Genomic DNA, 18,130 nt, shown 5'->3' with positions numbered 1-18,130 from the left:
CAGCGATGGTCGATTGCAGTGGACGCGTTCAATATCGCCGGCTGCGTGCGGGAGCCGGCGCTGGTGGGAACGATTGTGCCACCCTCAACGAGGTGGCGCTGAGCGCGGGCCATACGCTTTCAGGCGGCATCGCGCCGTGCGTCGGCTGCCGCCCTGTGACCCCGCGGCGAATCGATCCTCGCGATGCGTATTTGGTCGATGAAGCTGCGCAGCTTGCTCTCAGTGAACGCGCGAAGCCGATGAGCCGGCCTTGCGCCAGCTACGGTCTGCGGTCCGCCACCGAGATGCGCCAGCAGGCTTTGCATCGGCGCGGATAGGTTAAAGGCGTGACCGGAATGGGCCTGCCCACAGTTGCCATGGGCGTGCTCGGAGCCATCATGTCGCCGCTTACGGCGGCGGCCATCCTGATCATTCCGTCGTTCGTGACCAACGTGTGGCAGATGCTAGTCGGACGAGACATACTCCGCCTCACGCGACGCCTGTGGGCCATGATGCTCTGCATCGTGATCGATACCGTTCTGGGCACGCGACTGCTGGTAATCGTTGACCCCGTCTGGTCGGGACGTGCGCCGGGACGTGCGCTGATCGCCTACGCGGCCTATGCGCTGTTCTTGCCGACACTTTCGGTCCCGCAACGGCGCGAGTCCTGGCTTTCGCCCGTCATCGGCATGACTACCGGCTTGCTGACCGGCGCCACCGGCGTCATCACGATTCCCGCCATGCCTTATGTGCAGTCATTGGGTCTTCAAAAAGACGAGTTCGTGCAGGCTCTTGGCCTTTCGTTCACCCTCTCCACGGTTGCTCTCGCAGCAGGGCTCTTCGCCAACGGCGCGTTCAGGATCGATCAGCTCGGCTTGTCGCTGCTGGCTGTCGTTCCCGCTCTCGCTGGAATGTGGTTGGGCTCGATCGTGCGGCAGAAAATCAGTCCAAAAAACTTTCCGCCGTTGCTTTCTCCTATTTCTCATCGTCTTGGGTCTCGAACTGGCGCTGCATCCGTTCTCTTGAGTCTTGCCAAACATGTGCTGGCGGAAACCCGCAAAGCTAGTGGAAAATCACGGATGAAAATTCGCCGCCTTCGATACGCGTAACTTTGGAGTTTTCGATGCCCAATCTAAGTCATTTCCTTTCATTCGGTCTCGTTGCACTCGGCATGGTGCTTACACCCGGACCGAATATGGTTTATCTGATTTCACGCTCCATCTGCCAAGGTCGTCAAGCTGGACTTATCTCCCTGGCTGGCGTCGCCCTTGGTTTCGCGTTCTACATGCTGTGCGCGGCATTCGGCATCACCGCTCTGGTTCTCGCTATACCTTACGCCTACGATGCCCTCCGCTTTGGCGGCGCGATGTATCTGCTCTATCTTGCGTGGCAAGCAGTCAAGCCCGGCGGACGCTCACCATTTCAGGTCCGCGATCTTCCCGTGGACAGCCGCCGCAAACTGTTCCTGATGGGGTTCACCACCAATCTGCTGAACCCCAAAATCGCCGTGCTTTACCTGTCGCTATTGCCTCAATTCATTGATCCGTCGCACGGCAGCGTATTTCATCAATCACTCGCCTTGGGCGCAACGCAGATCCTGATCAGCGTCTGCGTGAATGCAGCCATTGCGACCATGGCTGGTTCGATTGCCGGATTTCTCGCGAGCCGCCCGACGTGGATTACGCTTCAACGGTGGTTGATGGGCACAGTGCTAGCAGGCCTTGCAGTCCGCATGGCAACGGAAGCCCGCCGGTAACCTTCCTGTTCCGCGCGCACGAATGGCGGGGCAACGTGCAGAGCAGCGCCGCTCGACCTTCCGCGACTTCTCATGGACGAACCTGGATGATCGTCTTCCCGCTGATCCGCTCAGTCGGATTGAAAGCGGCGACGGCTTCGTCGAGAGTCGCGATCTTGCCGATGTTCGTCCGCAGTCGTCCATCCCGTATGCGCTGGACGATCTCGTTCAGTTGCGCACGATCGGACTCGACAACGAAGTCGACCGCGAGACCATTGGCCGGTCGCGCTTCGGCTGGCCCGACAACGGACACGAGCGTCCCCCCCGCTCGAACCAGGGCCGCGGACCGTATCCCGATGTCGCCGCCGATGACATCGAACACCAGATCGACTCCGCCCACGTCTTCCAACCGGTCGCGGTCGAGATCGACAAACTCCTGCGCGCCGAACTCGAGCGCCTTCTGACGGTCGGCGGCGCGTCCCGTGCCGATGACGTAAGCGCCGGCCTCTCGCGCGAGTTGAGTCACCATCGTCCCGACCGCGCCGGCCGCACCGTGCGCGAGAACGCGCTGACCCGCCTGAAGGCGCCCGTGCTGGAACAGACCTTGCCATGCGGTCAGTCCCGAGATCGGCAGGCTCGCGCCGACTGTGAAGTCGACATCGCCCGGCAGTGGCGCAAGGTTGCGGGCCTCGATCGCCACATACTCAGCGAGGGAGCCGTCTCGATACCAGTCTGCGAGGCCGAACACTCGCTGTCCGACCGACAACCCGGTCGTGCCATAGCCGAGAGCGGTGACTACTCCGGCCAGCTCGTGGCCGGGAATCGAAGGTGTTCGATCACGGTCGCCGCGATCGGTCCAGGTCGAGGGCCACGCCAACTCGGTCCCGACGAATCCCGACGCGTGAACCCGAACAACAACGTCGTTTATCGCCGCCGCCGGTTCGGGCCGCTCGGACAGTTTCATCGCGGCCGTTCCCGCCGCTTGATCCGTCACAGTGATTGCCTTCATGAGAACTATCTCCTTTAAGATCGGCCCGCCTGCCCCAGGCCATTGGCTCACTCGAGACCGCGCTCGCCCGGCTCGATGCGTTGGGCTCGTGGCCACTTAACGTCGATGCAATCGAGGCCGAAAGTGTGGCGCGGGTTTTAGAACTTGCGCGACATCGAACCGCCTGATAGTGGAGGGCGCTTCATACTCACAAGCTCGATCACCTCATGGCGAACCTCCGCGGATGAGATCGCAACGGTCAACCATTTCCCGTCGGGGTATGCTCGGGCTTCATCGTAGAGCTTGACCAACTGCGGGCTCCAGAGATAACGCCGCTCCTCGAACTTCTCTCGCTCTGCTCGCCCCAGTACCACCTGAACCGAAAACAGCCCGTATGCCGGCTGCAACGTGCAGAACGCCCTGGTGTTCTTGTAGCGCAGCGACCAACCGCGTTTCTTGCCGCCATAGAGCCAATCCGGCGTGAAAACACCCGGGTAGGATGCCGCGATCCAGCTCTGCAACTCGGACCAATGCTCGAACGCGTCCGGCCCGATCCAGTCCCGGACAATGCGCTCATCGGGTGGTGCTGATTTGTCGGTGATCCTGTCGCCGATCTGGGGGGCCTGCTTCATATCGCTTTCCTCTTTCGCTTCATCGGTGGAATGCTGATGCGCCGGTACGGATGTCGGGGCTTACTATTTCTCGTGGACCCATCATGGGCGAACGCGGATAACCGTCTTCCCGTGGTTCCGCCTGGGTCCATTGAAGGTGGCGACGGCGTCGTCGAGACTCGAGACGTTGCCGATGTTCGCGCGCAGCCGTCCGTCACGCACACGATCGATGATCCCGGTCAGTTGGGCGCGCTCAGGCACGACGACGAAGTCGATCGCCAGACCGTCGGCGGGACGTGCATCGGTCGGGCCAGCAATGGACACCAGCGTTCCGCGGGCTCGAATCAGGCCAGCCGACCGCTTCGCGATATCGCCACCGAAGACATCGAAAACCAGATCTATCGAGCCGACGTCTTCGAGGACGTCGTTCTCGAGGTCGACGAATTCCTGCGCGCCGTAGTCAAGCGCCGCCTGCCGGTGGGCTGCGCGCCCGGTGCCGATGACGTAGGCGCCGGCCTCACGTGCGAGCTGGGTGACCATCGAGCCGACAGCGCCTGCCGCACCGTGCACGAGGACGCTCTGTCCCGCCTGGATGCGACCGTGATTGAATAGTCCCTGCCACGCGGTCAGACCCGGCATCGCCACGCTCGCGCCTACCGTGAAGTCGACGTCGCCCGGCAGCGGCGCGAGATTGCGTGCCTCGACTGCCACGTACTCGGCCAGCGTGCCGCTGCGATGCGAGTCCGTGATGCCGAACACCCGCTGTCCCACCGACAGCCCCGTTGTGCCATAGCCCAGCGCGCTGACCACTCCAGCCAGCTCTTGCCCGGGAATCACCGGCGTCCGGTCACGGCCGACGCGATCGGTCCAGGTCGAGGGCCACGTCAGCTCATCCCCGGTGAATCCGGAAGCATGAACCCGAACGACGACGTCGTTTATCGCTGCCTCCGGCTCAGGCCGGTCCATCAGCTGCATCCCGGCCGTTCCCGCGGCCTGGTCCGTCACAATGATCGCCTTCATCGTCCATCTCCTTGTCAGTGGTCTATCGTCATGTTCGAATGCGCTGGCAAACGGGGGATTAGCGTTCAGATCGAACCGGCCGGCGTAACCGAGGGAAAGTCCTTCTCGGGATCGAACACGTTGTTGAAGAAGTTCGTCAGCGAGTACATGGCCACCAGCGCGACGATCTCCATCACGTTCGCATCCGTGTAGCCGGCATCGCGGACGGCTTGCAGATCGGCGTCGCTGACCTTGCCGCGGGCCTCGATGACCTTGCGCGCAAACTGGACAGCGGCGTCGCGCTTCGGATCCGCGGCGTGGCCCCTGCGGGCGAGAATGATTTCATCGGCCGACAGCTTTGCCATGTGTTCGGCCGTAAAGCTGTGAACCGTCAGGCAGTAGTTGCAGCCGTTCACTTCAGAGACCGCGAGGCCGATGCTGTCACGCGTCTTCACGTCGAGCGCCTTGCTCAGCGAACCGAGCAGGGTGGCCCATGCGTTGAATGCGATCGGGCTTTGCGCGAAGCTCGCCATCATGTTCGGGGTGAAGCCGATGTTTCTGGTGAACGCGTCGAGCGTCGGCCTGGAATCCGCAGGTACCTGTTGCGGCGTTAGAGCAGTAGTTCTTGGCATCGTAGTCGTCCTTATCAAGTTGCTGGTTTTACTGATCGGCAAAGGTCCGTGCGAGGACCGCTCATTGATTTGCTTCGCGCCGTGGTCCCTGTTTGTACTCGAGTCGGCTCGGTCCGCGCCTATACCAGATCCAATACGTCGGCCACAGGACGACGCGGCTTTTGCGCCCAGTTTCCCTGACGCTCCGCTCCTACGGACAACAGCAGGACCGGCACTTCGTCCTCGGCCAGTCCGAACTCGCGGTGCACGGCTTCGTCATCGAAGCCAATCATCGGCGTCGAACCCAGGCCCATCGAGCGGGCCGCATAGATCATCGCCGCCGCGCCGAAAGTGGCGGTGCGTACAGCTTCGTCTCGCCGTCGCTGCGGGTACGCCATGTACAGATTGCGCGCCGGGATTTCCCACTCCGGCACCATGGTTGCCGGCATCACGCCCGCTTCCACCAGTGGTGCCAGACGCTCGGGTATCACACTGGTTTCGACCAGCTGGCCGCAGACGATGAAAGTAACCGCTGCATCTACGATCGCGGGCTGGTTCCAGGCAATTGGACTTAGCCGGGCCTTGGCTTCGGGCGTGCGTACGGCGATGAAGCGCCAGTTCTGCAAGTGAAAAGATGTCGGCGCACTGGTGCCGATTCGTACCAGCTCGCGGATCTGGTCGTCGCTCAGGGTCGCGGCGGGGTCGTAATACTTGGCCGCGCTGCGGCTCAGGATGCATTCGATGACGGGATTGGTCATGGTGATTTCGTTTTTCATGAGAAGTCCTGTGTGTAGATGGATAGATTCAGGTACACGGATGCTTTCGCTCTATGCCCAGCCATCCGGTAATTCCAACTTGCCGGCGAGCCGATAGCCTTGCGCGCGGCAAGGCGGCTTACTCGAGCGGCGGGAAGTCGACGTCGGTGCCGTTGATACATTTGGTTTGGGAGCCTTCACTTTAGGCCTGCTCGATGCCGCTTTCGAGACTGGATTTACTCAATAAAATGTCCAAAAGGATCAAGTCGACACGGCGCCTCTCGTCTCGTCGAGATCGAGGTTTGCGGGCTGCAGGTATGGACGGACGCGTCGAGGGTCGCTCGCGCGAATGAGCGGCGGCGCCGACCCGTCTAACGCCTCATCGGGGTCGCACACAGAACGCGAAGCGACGATTCGTGGCCGCGACTTGCCGTTACTGACCGTTGCGGGCGATACGGCGCCATTGACCCGGCGTCATGCCCATCCTCTCGGTGAACACACGGCGGAATGACGATACGGATTGATACCCCACCGACTCGGCCACGGCCTCCGTGGTCATCATCGGCTTCTTCAATTCGTTGGCAGCCAGACTCATCCGGATCTCGGTCAGCAGCTCGAGGGCCGAGCGCCCCAGCGTGTCCTGAAAGTGCCGCATGAAGGTGGCGCGTGACATGCTGCATAAGTCGGCTAGCTCAGGCAGGTTCCAGGGCCGCGCCGGATCGGCGAACATGGCTGATATGGCTGGCGCCAATCGTGGATGGCCGGCCAGCGCCAACAGGCCGGCCGGCGCGTGTTCGGATTCGCTCGCCTCGCGTAATACGAGTGTGAAAAGCGCCGAGGAAAGGGCGTTGAGGACCGCGTAGCCACCGACCTTGTCGCCCGTGGACTCTTCGCGCATCAGTGCCACGAAATTGGCCAGGTGGTTCGAAGCAGACCCGATACGCGTTTCACCATGACTTTCCATGGTCCGTACCACCAGATTCGTCGGCAGGTAATTGCGTATCAGCCGATCATGAGGCGGCCCGATGAGAAAACGCCCGCACAGCATGTCCAGATGCTCGCCCTGGCCGTTGTTCTCGCTGAACATCAAACCGGCGGAATCATGGCGTTCGCAAGTAGGCCCGGGCGTGTGTCCGCTGCCATCGTGCAGCACATGCGCCGACCCGTGAGGCAGCAGCACGATATCGCCGGCTACCAGCTCCGTGGCCGTCTGTGTCTCAGGATCCTCGATCACTGCCCGGCCTTTGAGCACGACGTGGTAAGGAATCTCATGCGCCGCGGACTGGTCCCAGGCCACGCGCCATGGCGCACCGTAGACGCAGCGAACCTCCAGCCGGCCGGTGACGGTGATCATTTGCAGCAGGTGGCTGAGCCAGTCGATCTGGGACATAGAACTCCGTTAGGCCTCGGGACGGCGTCGCGGACAGTTATCTCTCCAACGACTTCGCAAAACGCATTCAGATCATCATTTACGATCCTCGTGCTTCTTTTTGGCGTAGGTAGCGCGGCCGCATGGACGGCAAGTTCTCCTTTCGAATTGCGTATTGCATGGGCAATTCAATAAGCATATCCCGATACCAAATCCGAACAGATCAATATCGAAATAGGGATTGGACGAATCAAACCGTTCGAAATTACTATATTTTGATAATACCAAAGCAGACAAATACAGAAAGAGACGGCAGTTCCGGGACATAACCCAAGGAGGCACGGTGACGGGCATTCAGCTCAACGGCGTGACAAAGCGGTATGGCGAGACGGAAGTGATCACCGGTCTCGACCTGAACATCCATGAAGGCGAATTCCTCGTCTTTCTCGGCCCGTCCGGTTGCGGCAAGTCGACGCTGCTACGCATGATCGCCGGGCTGGAGGCCGTCAGCGAAGGCCAGATCAGCATCGGTGGCCGCGAGGTCACGCACCTGCCGCCGGCCAGGCGCGACGTCGCGATGGTGTTTCAGCACTACGCGCTCTATCCGCACATGACGGTCTACGACAACATGGCGTTCGGCTTGCGCAACTCGGGCGTCGTCGCGAGCGAGATCAACCGGCGCATTACCGAGGCCGCCCGCATGCTCGAACTCGATGCGCTGCTCAAGCGCCGCCCCGCGCAACTGTCGGGTGGTCAGCGGCAGCGGGTCGCGATTGGCCGCGCGGTGGTCAAGGAACCGGAAGCGTTCCTGTTCGATGAGCCGTTGTCGAACCTCGATGCGGCGTTGCGCACGCGTACCCGGGTCGAACTGGCGCGGATCCATCGGCGCCTCGGCTCGACGATGGTCTTCGTCACACACGACCAGATCGAAGCGATGACGCTCGCCACACGCATCGTCGTGATGAACCGCGGCCGCATCGAGCAGATTGGCGCGCCGCTCGATATCTACCGGCGTCCGGCCACGCGCTTCGTCGCCGGCTTCATCGGCGCACCGGCAATGAACTTCATCGATGTCGAACCGGCCGGCGAAAACGGCGGCCATTTGTGCGTGCGCCTGCCGGTCGACAACGTCGTGCTGCCGACCACGATCGCCGCCGGCAGATTGCCGCCGGGCCAACTCACGCTCGGCATCCGCGCCGAGCATGTGGTGATCGACGCCGCCGGCGCGCTCAATGGGCGCGCCGAATTCATCGAGCGGCTCGGCGACCGTTCGCTCGCGCACGTGAGTCTGGCCAGCAATCAGGTGATCGTCATCGAGATTCCGCGCGAGTACGAATTGCAGCCCGGCGACCCGCTTCGTATGAGTCTCGATACTGCCCATCTGCACCTGTTCGACGCCAGCGGGAGCGCGCATCATGGCGGCTGATCGCCCGCTGACGGCCGGTCTGCCGAAAGCGCGGCGGCGCCGTTTCAACTATCCCCTCGCGTCCTGGTCGAACGGGCTGTTCGTGTTGCCGTTCGTGATCGTCTACGTGCTGTTGCTGGTGGTGCCGCTCGTGTACGGCTGGTGGCTGAGCTTGCAGAACGTCGATCTGCTCGGCGACACGTCCGAGTTCATCGGCCTGAAGAACTATTTCGACCTCGCGTCCGATCCGATCTTTCGCGGTGCCGTGCGCAACACGTTCTACTTCGTGTTCATGACCGTGCCGATGTTCGTCGCGCTCGGTCTTGCACTCGCGCTCGTGCTCAATCGGCCGGGCCGATTTTGCGCCGCGCTGCGTGCGATCTTCTTCGGTTCGTCGGTGCTGTCGGTGACGATCGTCACGCTCGTCTGGAAGCTGGTATTGATGCCGGGCCATGGGCTGCTCGCCGATGTCAGCCGCGCGCTCAACATCCCCGAGTACGTGCCGCTCGTCCATGAAGCCACCGCGCTGCCGATGATCGCGATCGTCACCGTATGGTGGATCGTGGGCCTGCCGATGATGCTGTTTCTTGCCGCGCTCCAGCAGATCCCACAGGAGTTATACGAAGCCGCTGCGCTCGATAACGCGAGCCGTTGGCGCACCTTCGTAGCGATCACGCTGCCGTCGATCCGGCGCACCGTCGCGCTGGTTGCGGTGATCGAAGCAGTGTTCCAGTTCCAGCTGTTCGGTCAGGCGCAATTGCTGACCGGCGGCGGACCGAACAATGCATCGCGACCACTCGTCCAGTTCATTTACGAATCCGGCTTCCGCCAATGGTTGTTCGGCTATTCGGCTGCCGCGGCCCAGGTGCTGTTCGCACTGATGCTGCTGGGTATCGCCGTGCAGTCATGGATCGTACGCAGAAAGGACCCCGCATGAGTACCGCCGCAATGCAGTCCGCTTCGAATCCAGCTGGGCCCGAACGTTCGCGCGGGTCGTTGGCCGGCCGTCTCGGCGAGCGCGTGATGCTCGGCGCCGTGGTGCTGCTCGCGCTCGTCTGGATCGCGCCGCTGGTCTGGGTGTTCGCGCTGTCGTTCAAGCCGAACGCCTTCCTGGAGCAGCATACCGATGTGCTGTTCTCGCCGCCGTTCACGCTGCAGAACTACGCCAGCATCGTCGGTACGTCAGCCGTCGGCGGCTGGTTGATCAACAGCGCGATCGTCGCGCTGGGCCAGACGCTGCTGACGCTCGTCATCGCGTCGCTGGCCGGCTACGGTTTCGCGCGCACGACGTTTCCAGGCAAGCGCTGGGTATATGTGATCTGCCTCGCGGGGCTCGCGGTTCCCGAGCAGGCGCTCGTGATTCCGCTGCATAGCCTGTTCGCGTCGCTCGACTGGCACAACACCTATGGCGCACTGATCATGCCGAGGCTCGCGTCACCGTTCGGCGTGTACCTGATGACCCAGTACTTCAAGGCCGTCCCCGTCGAAATCGAGGAAGCCGCGCTGCTCGACAACGCGTCGCGCTTCAAGGTGTTCTGGCGCATCGTGCTGCCGCTGTCGATTCCGGCACAGGCGACGCTTGCGATCTTCACCTTCCTCAGCGCGTGGAACGACTACCTGTGGCCGCTCGTGTCGGCATCGAAGCCGGAGATGTATACGTTGACGATCGGCCTCGCGTCGACGCAAGGCAATTTCGCGCAGTCCGAGGGCATTGGCTATCTGATGGCGCAAGCCGTGTTCGCCGGCCTGCCGATCTTCGTGCTGTACCTGTTTTTCCAGAAGTACATCGTGGCCGCCGTGGCGGGCACCACGGTGCGCTGAACCGCTGGCACACCGATGTTTCCCGGCATCGGCGCCTTGCTTGAAAAGAACCGGTCACGCCGGTAATCCATAGCGGCCGCGCGCTGTCGATCGGAAATACGCGGCTCATCGAGTATTCGACAGGAGACAACCATGAAGAGATCGCTCGTACGCGGTGCGCTTTTGCTTGCCTTGCTGAGTCTGACGGCGGGCCTCGCGGCTCCCGCTCAGGCCAAAACCGAAATTACGCTGTCGCGCTTTTTCGGCGCCTGCGACGCTGAATACGGCAATGTGAACGACGTGAGCAAGGCCGCGGGTGAGTGCGGAATCATCACGACGCTGGTCAATGAGTTCAATGCGACGAACAAGGAAGATATCGTCGTCAAGCCGCAGATCATCGAATGGTCTCCTTACTATACGCAGATCGACGCGCGCATTCTGAGTCACGACGTACCGACGATCTCGGTCATGCACGAAGCCGTGCTCGGCGACTATGTGAAGCGCAAGCTCGTCGAACCGCTCGACGTCGGGTTCAAGTCGGTGGGGATTGATACGAAGGACTTCACGGATCACGCTCGCCGCGGCGTCACGTTCGACGACAAGACCTACGCGTTGCCGTTCGACACGCATTCGTGGCTCTGGCATATCAACATCAATCTGTTCAGGAAGGCGGGTCTCGTCGACGCGAGCGGCAAGCCGATCCTGCCGACCACGCCCGACGAACTGCTCAAGCAGGCGAAACAGTTCAAGGACAAGACCGGTCTGCCGTACATCACGATGCCGATCGCCAACGAGAGCGCCGCGCAGACGCGTTCGTTGTACACGATGGTCTATCAGCAGAACGGCACGCTCTTTCCGTCGGGCCCGACAAAAATCGATCCGCGCGTCAAGCCCGTGACCAACGCACTGCAATTGCTGGATGGGCTGATGAAGGCGGGCGACATCACCCCGAACCTCGACTACGGTGCAGCGAATCAGGCGTTCATGAACGGCAAGGCGGGTGTGCTGATCTGCGGCACATGGGTGATCGAGGACTTGACCAACCTGTCGAAGAAAACCGATTCGCCGCTCGCCAACAACGGCTACGAGGTCGTGCCGTTCCCGAACCTGTTCCAGAAGAAAGCGGTATGGGCCGATGGCCACTCATGGGTGATGCTCAAGGGCGGCGCGAAGGATGACAAGAGCCGCCACGCCGCGTTCGTGTTCCTCAAGTTCCTCTACGACCACGACGCCGACTGGGCCCGCACGGGGCATCTGCCGGCGCGGCAGTCGGTCATCGATAGCGCGGCGTTCAACGCGTTGCCGCATCGCGCGGACATCAAGGAGATCTCGTCCATCGGCTACGCGCTGCCGAACACGGTGCCGCGTCAGTTCGCGATTCAGGAGATCGTCGGCAGCGAGGTCAGCAACATGTTGACCTCAGGCAAGCCGATCGCCGCCGTCGAACAGGATGCGCAAGACCGCGTCAACAAGCTGCTGTCCAGGTAGTGGCCGCACGCCTGTCCCGAACTCAACGGAACCTCGCCGAACCCATTCGAGCTCACAAGCCGGCGTGCCGCATCGGGCGGCACGCGCAGGCGACCTCACCACAGGACCTATCACAATGATTACCTCCCGCCTTGTCGTCGACCGGGATTTCGTCGTCGCGGACCTTGACCGACGCGTGTTCGGTACTTTCGTCGAACATATGGGCCGCTGCGTCTATACCGGCATCTATGAGCCGGATCACCCCGACGCGGATGAGCGTGGCTATCGAAAAGACGTGATGGCGCTCACGCGCGAACTCGGGCCGACGATCGTCCGTTATCCCGGCGGCAACTTCCTGTCGGGCTATAACTGGGAAGACGGTGTCGGCCCGAAGGCGCAGCGGCCCAAGCGGCTCGATCTCGCATGGTATTCGGTCGAGACCAATCAGTTCGGCACCAACGAATTCATCGACTGGTGCCGCGAGCTCGATATCGAGCCCATGTACGGGGTCAATCTCGGCACGCGTGGACCGGACGAAGCCCGCCATTTCGTCGAGTACTGCAATCATCCCGGCGGCACCGTGCTGTCGGACTTGCGCCACGAACATGGTTACGCGAAGCCGCACGACATCAAGTTCTGGTGTCTCGGCAACGAGATGGACGGCCCCTGGCAAATCGGCCGCAAGACCGCCGACGAGTACGGTCGCGTCGCGCTCGAAACGGCCAAGCTGATGCGCGCGGTCGATCCCACCATTCAACTCGCGGCGTGCGGCTCGTCGACTCACGACATGGCGACCTATGGAGCGTGGGAAGATCGCGTGCTCGAACACTGCTTCGATCAGGTGGACTTTATCTCCTTGCACACGTACTTCGAGAATCGTCATGACTCGACCGCGGAATTCTTCGGCAACATCGACGTGATGGATCTGTTCATCAAGGAGATCGTCGCGGTTGCGGACAGCGTGGCGGCGCGCAAGCATTCGAGCAAACGCATCATGCTGTCGTTCGATGAATGGAATGTCTGGTACAAGGCGCGCTCGATCAACGATCTGCGCAAGCCGGGCTGGCCAAGCGCGCCGCGCCTGATCGAGGAGGTCTATAACGCCGAGGACGCGCTGGTGGTCGGCGGCGCACTGATCACGATGATGAACAACGCGGATCGCGTCAAAACGGCGTGCCTTGCGCAACTCGTCAACGTGATCGGACCGATCATGACCGAGCCGGGCGGAGCCGCGTGGCGGCAGACGATCTTTTATCCGTTCTCGCAGGCGTCGAAGTTCGGTCACGGCCGCGTGCTCAAGCCGGTGATCGAATCGCCCGCCTACGCGGCCGAGAGCTTTCCCGAGATCGCCTACCTGTGCGCCGCCGTGGTCGACGACCGCGCGAGCGGCACCACGACGATCTTCGCGTTGAACCGGCACCTGACCGACGAGATGGACCTCAGCATCGAATTGCGCGGCCTCGGCGTGGAGCGCACGCTCGATCACGCGCTCGAACTTCACCACCCGAACATGAAGGCGGTGAATACGCGCGAAGCGCCGTTGACGGTCGTGCCTGCGACCAACGAGAAGATCTCAGTCGATGGCGAGAAACTGACGGCGCGCCTGAAGCCGGGCTCGTGGAACGTGATCGTCACGACTGCGGCAAAGCGCGGCTAGGTGGTTCGCACGAGAAGTCTACGAAGGAGGGGTGATGTTCGAGCGTGAGCCCGTCGTAGGGACGATGACCGCGCAGGTTGCGCGGATCGTCGGCATGAGGATCGTCTCGGGCGAATTCGGCCCTGGCGATCTGCTCCCTGTCGAAAGCGAGTTGTGCACCGAGTACCGTGTGAGTCGCACGACCGTGCGCGAAGCGATCAAACAGCTCACCGGCAAGCGCCTGATCGAAGTGACGCCGAAGATCGGCACGCGCGTGTTGCCGTTCTCGGACTGGAATCTGCTCGACCGTGATGTGCTCGCGTGGCGGCTCAATGCGCAATTCGACTCGAAGATCGTCGAGGACATCTTCGAGATGCGCATCTGTTTCGAGCCGCGCGCGAGCTTTCTCGCGGCGCGGCACGGCAGCGACGACGACCTTCAGCTGATCGAGCGCCGCTACCGCGAGCTGGCGAGCGCCTATGCTTCGCCGTCGGCGCATTCGGATGTGCGCGCGGTGAGCGAAGCGGTGCTCGAATTTCATATGGCGATCATCGCGATGTCACAGAACGGCATGTTCATCACGATCGGCAGTGCGATCAAGGCGGCGTTGCGGGTGTCGTCCGAGATGCTGCTTCGGCAGGCGGCGCGGCCGAGCGAAGATATCGAGCTGCATGACGCGGTGCGTCGCCGGATCGTTGCGCGCGAACCGGAGGCCGCGTCCGCCGCGATGACGCGTCTGCTCGAAGCATCGCGCGAAAGGATGCTGCGCTACACGATCAGCCCGAAAGACGTGGTGGGGCGCGAGGGCTAGAAGACTCGGGCGGATCGGCGCATACCGCTTGCGCAACGCGACGCGTCGCTGCCTTGGGGGCACTGGCAACATTTTTCCGACCCGGCATACGCGCACGCTTGTCGTTCGTTCCGGCGGCACAAGCATAAGTTATGCGGAACGTATGCCGCCTGCGAAGGCGAAAAATGCATTTCTGGCCGCCTTCGCAGCCGCCGACGCCCAAACGTCTGATCTTGTTGATTGGGCGGAGCAGTTTACCTATCCTTTTATCCGGGCTTAAGTGCGGGCCGTGTGGTACTCAGCGGAAGGGGCGGACATGTCTACACCCAACAAACTTGGGCTGACCATCACCATCCCAAAGACAGGCTTCAGTTATCCCTGCAACTACAGTTTTGATCACTTCGTGCCGCTTACGGTGATGAAGGATAAATGTGGAATGGATGTGCAGATGCTTTGGGAATCTGCCGATGGCAATCTTATGCATCTCGCGGGGGTGTACAGCAATGAGCTCATATCCGCGCCGATAAAAGCCACAGGTTGTTTCGCCAATCGAGGTTTTCATGTTTCCAGCAAGGTGGAGACATACTTGGGAAAAAGCAACGATGAGCACGGCTTTCCTGCCGAGATCGCCCTAACCGGCCCGGGCGAAATGGTTTTATACCAGGTCTTCGTCTATGGCACGAAACCGTGGACGGTTGCGCCGTGCTCAGGATTTCAGATTACCCATTCCGTGACAGACATCGGTGACGGTAAATTCAAAGTGACCACCACCAAGGAAGGCAAGGCGGTGCGCTTTCGTCACAGTATCGATGCTAGCGAAGGTGTCGTCGTGGAGGAACCCGTTGAATATTCGTCGGACGCGGGGCAGGGGCGTGCAACCGTGGTTCAGATCGTCCAGCGTGGCGGGATCAAGCCGGCGATTCTGATCAAGGCCGACCTCTGCATACGATGACGGTGCAGCTGCAAGTCAGGCACCCATTTCAGGCACACATTTCCGCAACAGCAACGGCCGCTCTGATCAGCCGATCGAGATATGGACTTTTCCGCCGGCGACATCATTATCGAGTACGACGACAGTGCCGACGAAGCGAAGCATGCGCTCATCTGGGTGGCTGACGCCGGGGGAAAAACCGTCATCCACAGCAAGGACGTGGGGAACCTGCAGGGCGTCGTGCAGCAGTCCGTCGGTGCGCTGGCAGTCACCGACGACGACATCAAGTACCTCGTCTATCGTTACGAGAGTTCCGCCGTGGCCCAGGCGGCAGCGTGGTTCGCCGCAAGATGGGCCACGCGCAGTGACGATCCCATGGTGGTTGCGATGGTGAAATATGCCGAAACGAAAAATCAGGTCGTGAATGCGACCGTTCCGTTCGGGCGGCGTGGAGATGAATACCAGACCGATGAAGCCTGGACTGGCGACTCTTTGGTCCGCGCGGTGCGCGCCTGGCACCGCGGGATCACGGGCGTGAAGCTTTCGAGTCGCAAGGGAATCAGCTGCTCGCAGTTCGTCACATACTGTTTTCAGGCGGCCTGCCTGCACGCCGCGCTGCACAATATGTCCTTGCAATCACAGCAGGCGAAGAACTTTCTATTGGGTCCGCAAAATTTCCTGGCCTTGAAAAAGGGAAACCGCTACAGCCTCGTGTATGAAGCCCTGAAACCGGTGGTTGAGAATCTGAATGGCTTTATCCCGCCCGGCATGCTGGTCGATGCAAAGACGACGGACGCCGAGAATCTGCAGAATTGCCTCGAACAGGAGAACAGCAAGTTCGAATGCGTGGGGGTCGTGGCGACGGATAACCGGACCAGACCCACCAAAGCCTGGATCGAGGCGGAAGAGAAGTCTGATTGACGCAGCGAGCCGCCCCGCGGCGATGAAGATTCAGGGGGAATCGAGGAGAACGTCATGCCGGTTACCAGGACCGTGATGTCGATTCACGATGATCAGACGGGGGAGGGTACTGCGCTCGCATTTCCCACGATGTCGACCTGTTCTGCGATTATCTGCGTACTCGCCGACCGGCTCGTGGGCGTTCATAAAACCCAGGGCTGGCGCGGCAGCACAAACACTTTGTTCGCGCGCGCCGTCACGTTGATCGGCGGTGACAGGGTCTACGAGCTTTATATCGCCGGCTGGAACGTGGGCAGCAAGGAATATCACAATATCAGCCAGATTCAGAATGCAGTGGGGTGCGCGGACGTGGCGACCTATGTGCTCGACTACCACAACGCCGATGTCATCGTCAAAAACAAACACAGCGGGGATCTGGTCAATCAGCAGGCCTTCCAGGCGCGAAAGGGGAAAGTCTTCACCCCTAGCCCAACCTCCGATCTCTGCACGTTTGCGTTTCATACCGGCAAGCGGAATCCCACCATCGGGATCAAGCGGTCGTCGAAGGTGACCATTACCGGCAGTGATCATGACGCCGTTAGCGAAAACCTCAAGCGCGAGGGTAGGGACGGGATGATGATCGCCGTGACAGAAGATATCCAGACGCCGAGCGATCATCTTCACATCCTGGACAAGTACCTGGATTTCGTTCACGTGGTTTGAATCACCGTGGCGATGCATGAGGGCGGACGAATCGGTGCGAGACCATTGCCGCGGCACACGACACTTTGGGAATAGCCATGAAAGACGTGACTGTCAGGATCAACGACACGCTTGGATTCATTCAAACCTCGGCAATCGGAACCTTCGCCGAGAACGCCTGCGCGCACGCTCTGGCCACTTCCTATATTCAGAATCACTATCCCCCGGCCAACGCACATCAACCCGGCTACGTGAATTTCTCAAACGGGATGTCGATGAAGAATGTGCACAACGCGGGTAACGAGACCCAGCGCGAAATGCGACGCGCCATTTATCTCCTGTGGCATGCCATTGGAAACAACGCGCTTGCAAATCGGGCCACGACGCTCGGTGCCGGATTGTTGGCAGCTGAGTATCGCCGTCTGTTGCAGAAGGCCAGGATAGTAGAGGATGCACATCATGCGCGCGACCACGGCAGCAGAAATCTGCTGACGACCGTTATCCCGGCCGCGCCGCTGCAGTTTCTCACGGACAACAAGATCATGGTTCGTGGTTCGACGGCCTATGCGCCGGATGCGCTAGACCGCAATCTCGTGAACTTTTACTTCACCTACGACGCGGCCCAGGATCGCTACATGTTCGTGCCCGTCGCGGGCTTTCCGGTTCCTGCAGGCGCGTATGGCTTTTCCGCAGCAAGCGTGCGCGCCGTGCACTGGACTGCCGTCCCCGGTAGAGGAATCGTGGTAAATCCGGGGCCACCGCCGGGTGCTGCCAGCTTTGGCGCCATCGACGGTACACGTCTCGATGGCTCCGACGTGATGGTCACGACGCAGTTTACCGGCTGCAGTTTTTGCATGAAGGACGTGGGAGGGGTGATCTATGGCGCTCATATTTCGCCCAGCATTCCGGGACATCCGAACCCGCATGTCGGCCCGACCATGGCCCAGCAGCTTTGCGGAATGAATGCTAACGTTGGCGCCGGCGATTTCGCGAATCATGCAGGTGCCGCTCCTTTCATGGTGTATGGCGCAGGGCACAGCAACATCCCCGGCTTTCCAAACGGCTACCCGGTGCCCGGCGCTGGCGCGAATCCACTTCAATACATGTGCATGATTGGCGTGCGAGTGGGCGGCATTTGGCAGATCTTCTCCCAGCAAGTGTTCGCGGGCGGCGCATTCGCCGCCTTCCAGGTTCTGTAGTGGAATGTGTGCGAACAAAAAGATTCGGAAAAAATCCGGGCTACGGCATTGTTTCCAACGCTTTCTTAAGTCGCGCGACTGCCTCGTCGGACTCCTGCTGGATTCGCGTTCGAACGAACAGGACATTTAAGGAAGGTCTGCAAAAGTCCTGGCATTGACGCCCCGTTCAGCTATCCTGGAAGCATCGCGAATTAGTTGAGGAGAAGAGTAATGTCGCAGTTGGGTCTTCACCTGGATCTGTCAACCAAGCGCA

Annotated in this window: 18 protein-coding genes; 12 read left to right on the top strand and 6 right to left on the bottom strand. The window is 61.0% G+C overall.

What is annotated here, in order from left to right; all coding sequences use genetic code 11:
• Positions 1 to 335 precede the first annotated feature (335 nt).
• Together ACLFKU_RS30165 and ACLFKU_RS30160 are read left to right on the top strand one after the other, a co-directional pair.
• The gene (locus tag ACLFKU_RS30165) at positions 336 to 1,088 is read left to right on the top strand and encodes a sulfite exporter TauE/SafE family protein (RefSeq protein WP_410851538.1); all 753 of its coding nucleotides are present in this window, start codon (positions 336 to 338) and stop codon (positions 1,086 to 1,088) included.
• A 14-nt stretch (positions 1,089 to 1,102) separates the two neighbouring features.
• Positions 1,103 to 1,735, top strand: coding sequence for a LysE family translocator (locus tag ACLFKU_RS30160; RefSeq protein WP_410851537.1), 633 nt, complete (start codon positions 1,103 to 1,105; stop codon positions 1,733 to 1,735).
• Positions 1,736 to 1,805: 70 nt separating this feature from the next.
• Here the strand turns inward: ACLFKU_RS30160 and ACLFKU_RS30155 are convergent, their stop codons facing one another.
• The 6 genes from ACLFKU_RS30155 to ACLFKU_RS30130 all read right to left on the bottom strand — a co-directional run bounded on the left by ACLFKU_RS30155 (position 1,806) and on the right by ACLFKU_RS30130 (position 7,068).
• Entirely contained in the window at positions 1,806 to 2,723 is a 918-nt protein-coding gene (locus ACLFKU_RS30155; RefSeq protein WP_410851536.1) for an NADP-dependent oxidoreductase, read from the bottom strand.
• Positions 2,724 to 2,860: 137 nt separating this feature from the next.
• Complete coding sequence (locus ACLFKU_RS30150) at positions 2,861 to 3,334, bottom strand: DUF3788 domain-containing protein (protein WP_410851535.1); 474 nt, start codon at positions 3,332 to 3,334, stop codon at positions 2,861 to 2,863.
• A gap of 81 nt (positions 3,335 to 3,415) precedes the next feature.
• On the bottom strand, positions 3,416 to 4,333 hold the full coding sequence (locus tag ACLFKU_RS30145) for an NADP-dependent oxidoreductase (RefSeq protein WP_410851534.1): 918 nt from the start codon (positions 4,331 to 4,333) through the stop codon (positions 3,416 to 3,418).
• A gap of 65 nt (positions 4,334 to 4,398) precedes the next feature.
• The gene (locus ACLFKU_RS30140) at positions 4,399 to 4,944 is read right to left on the bottom strand and encodes a carboxymuconolactone decarboxylase family protein (protein ID WP_368585724.1); all 546 of its coding nucleotides are present in this window, start codon (positions 4,942 to 4,944) and stop codon (positions 4,399 to 4,401) included.
• Between the two features lie 119 nt (positions 4,945 to 5,063).
• Entirely contained in the window at positions 5,064 to 5,699 is a 636-nt protein-coding gene (locus ACLFKU_RS30135) for a nitroreductase family protein (protein WP_410851533.1), read from the bottom strand.
• A gap of 412 nt (positions 5,700 to 6,111) precedes the next feature.
• Positions 6,112 to 7,068, bottom strand: a complete 957-nt coding sequence (locus ACLFKU_RS30130; protein ID WP_368585722.1) for a cupin domain-containing protein — start codon at positions 7,066 to 7,068, stop codon at positions 6,112 to 6,114.
• A gap of 322 nt (positions 7,069 to 7,390) precedes the next feature.
• On the opposite strand from ACLFKU_RS30130, the gene ACLFKU_RS30125 reads away from it, so the two are divergent.
• From ACLFKU_RS30125 to ACLFKU_RS30080, 10 genes are all read left to right on the top strand, one after another.
• Positions 7,391 to 8,473 (top strand): ABC transporter ATP-binding protein, encoded by a 1,083-nt coding sequence (locus ACLFKU_RS30125; protein WP_410851532.1) that lies wholly within the window; start codon positions 7,391 to 7,393, stop codon positions 8,471 to 8,473.
• On the top strand, positions 8,463 to 9,389 hold the full coding sequence (locus ACLFKU_RS30120; protein WP_410851531.1) for a carbohydrate ABC transporter permease: 927 nt from the start codon (positions 8,463 to 8,465) through the stop codon (positions 9,387 to 9,389). Before ACLFKU_RS30125 ends, ACLFKU_RS30120 begins: the two co-directional genes overlap by 11 nt.
• Complete coding sequence (locus ACLFKU_RS30115; protein ID WP_410851530.1) at positions 9,386 to 10,273, top strand: carbohydrate ABC transporter permease; 888 nt, start codon at positions 9,386 to 9,388, stop codon at positions 10,271 to 10,273. The genes ACLFKU_RS30120 and ACLFKU_RS30115 overlap by 4 nt, the downstream gene beginning before the upstream one ends.
• Positions 10,274 to 10,405: 132 nt before the next feature.
• Complete coding sequence (locus ACLFKU_RS30110; RefSeq protein WP_368585718.1) at positions 10,406 to 11,740, top strand: extracellular solute-binding protein; 1,335 nt, start codon at positions 10,406 to 10,408, stop codon at positions 11,738 to 11,740.
• Between the two features lie 115 nt (positions 11,741 to 11,855).
• A complete protein-coding gene (locus ACLFKU_RS30105; protein ID WP_410851529.1) occupies positions 11,856 to 13,376 on the top strand; it encodes an alpha-N-arabinofuranosidase in 1,521 nt (506 codons plus the stop codon).
• Positions 13,377 to 13,410: 34 nt separating this feature from the next.
• Positions 13,411 to 14,166, top strand: coding sequence for a FadR/GntR family transcriptional regulator (locus ACLFKU_RS30100; RefSeq protein WP_410851528.1), 756 nt, complete (start codon positions 13,411 to 13,413; stop codon positions 14,164 to 14,166).
• Positions 14,167 to 14,461: 295 nt separating this feature from the next.
• Positions 14,462 to 15,097, top strand: coding sequence for a hypothetical protein (locus tag ACLFKU_RS30095; RefSeq protein ID WP_410851527.1), 636 nt, complete (start codon positions 14,462 to 14,464; stop codon positions 15,095 to 15,097).
• Between the two features lie 81 nt (positions 15,098 to 15,178).
• Entirely contained in the window at positions 15,179 to 15,997 is an 819-nt protein-coding gene (locus tag ACLFKU_RS30090) for a hypothetical protein (protein WP_410851526.1), read from the top strand.
• A 54-nt stretch (positions 15,998 to 16,051) separates the two neighbouring features.
• Positions 16,052 to 16,699 carry a hypothetical protein gene (locus ACLFKU_RS30085; RefSeq protein ID WP_368585713.1) on the top strand — a complete coding sequence of 216 codons (648 nt, stop codon included), beginning with the start codon at positions 16,052 to 16,054 and terminating at the stop codon, positions 16,697 to 16,699.
• Between the two features lie 77 nt (positions 16,700 to 16,776).
• Entirely contained in the window at positions 16,777 to 17,877 is a 1,101-nt protein-coding gene (locus ACLFKU_RS30080; protein WP_368585712.1) for a hypothetical protein, read from the top strand.
• The last annotated feature ends 253 nt before the right edge of the window (positions 17,878 to 18,130 follow it).

Origin of the sequence: Paraburkholderia sp. EG304 (assembly GCF_046543485.1) — a bacterium.
In the GTDB taxonomy this organism is placed as follows: Bacteria; Pseudomonadota; Gammaproteobacteria; order Burkholderiales; family Burkholderiaceae; genus Paraburkholderia; species Paraburkholderia youngii.
The sequence above is the reverse complement of the archived record's forward strand: the minus strand, read 5'-3'. Positions and strand labels throughout refer to the sequence as shown.

What these genes read in the sequence shown, in the direction of transcription:
- ACLFKU_RS30165 (WP_410851538.1), top strand. Translation starts at nt 336, where the DNA reads ATGGGCCTGCCCACAGTTGCCATGGGCGTGCTCGGAGCCATCATGTCG.
- ACLFKU_RS30160 (WP_410851537.1), top strand. Translation starts at nt 1,103, where the DNA reads ATGCCCAATCTAAGTCATTTCCTTTCATTCGGTCTCGTTGCACTCGGC.
- ACLFKU_RS30155 (WP_410851536.1), bottom strand. Translation starts at nt 2,723, where the DNA reads ATGAAGGCAATCACTGTGACGGATCAAGCGGCGGGAACGGCCGCGATG.
- ACLFKU_RS30150 (WP_410851535.1), bottom strand. Translation starts at nt 3,334, where the DNA reads ATGAAGCAGGCCCCCCAGATCGGCGACAGGATCACCGACAAATCAGCA.
- ACLFKU_RS30145 (WP_410851534.1), bottom strand. Translation starts at nt 4,333, where the DNA reads ATGAAGGCGATCATTGTGACGGACCAGGCCGCGGGAACGGCCGGGATG.
- ACLFKU_RS30140 (WP_368585724.1), bottom strand. Translation starts at nt 4,944, where the DNA reads ATGCCAAGAACTACTGCTCTAACGCCGCAACAGGTACCTGCGGATTCC.
- ACLFKU_RS30135 (WP_410851533.1), bottom strand. Translation starts at nt 5,699, where the DNA reads ATGAAAAACGAAATCACCATGACCAATCCCGTCATCGAATGCATCCTG.
- ACLFKU_RS30130 (WP_368585722.1), bottom strand. Translation starts at nt 7,068, where the DNA reads ATGTCCCAGATCGACTGGCTCAGCCACCTGCTGCAAATGATCACCGTC.
- ACLFKU_RS30120 (WP_410851531.1), top strand. Translation starts at nt 8,463, where the DNA reads ATGGCGGCTGATCGCCCGCTGACGGCCGGTCTGCCGAAAGCGCGGCGG.
- ACLFKU_RS30115 (WP_410851530.1), top strand. Translation starts at nt 9,386, where the DNA reads ATGAGTACCGCCGCAATGCAGTCCGCTTCGAATCCAGCTGGGCCCGAA.
- ACLFKU_RS30110 (WP_368585718.1), top strand. Translation starts at nt 10,406, where the DNA reads ATGAAGAGATCGCTCGTACGCGGTGCGCTTTTGCTTGCCTTGCTGAGT.
- ACLFKU_RS30105 (WP_410851529.1), top strand. Translation starts at nt 11,856, where the DNA reads ATGATTACCTCCCGCCTTGTCGTCGACCGGGATTTCGTCGTCGCGGAC.
- ACLFKU_RS30100 (WP_410851528.1), top strand. Translation starts at nt 13,411, where the DNA reads ATGTTCGAGCGTGAGCCCGTCGTAGGGACGATGACCGCGCAGGTTGCG.
- ACLFKU_RS30095 (WP_410851527.1), top strand. Translation starts at nt 14,462, where the DNA reads ATGTCTACACCCAACAAACTTGGGCTGACCATCACCATCCCAAAGACA.
- ACLFKU_RS30090 (WP_410851526.1), top strand. Translation starts at nt 15,179, where the DNA reads ATGGACTTTTCCGCCGGCGACATCATTATCGAGTACGACGACAGTGCC.
- ACLFKU_RS30085 (WP_368585713.1), top strand. Translation starts at nt 16,052, where the DNA reads ATGCCGGTTACCAGGACCGTGATGTCGATTCACGATGATCAGACGGGG.
- ACLFKU_RS30080 (WP_368585712.1), top strand. Translation starts at nt 16,777, where the DNA reads ATGAAAGACGTGACTGTCAGGATCAACGACACGCTTGGATTCATTCAA.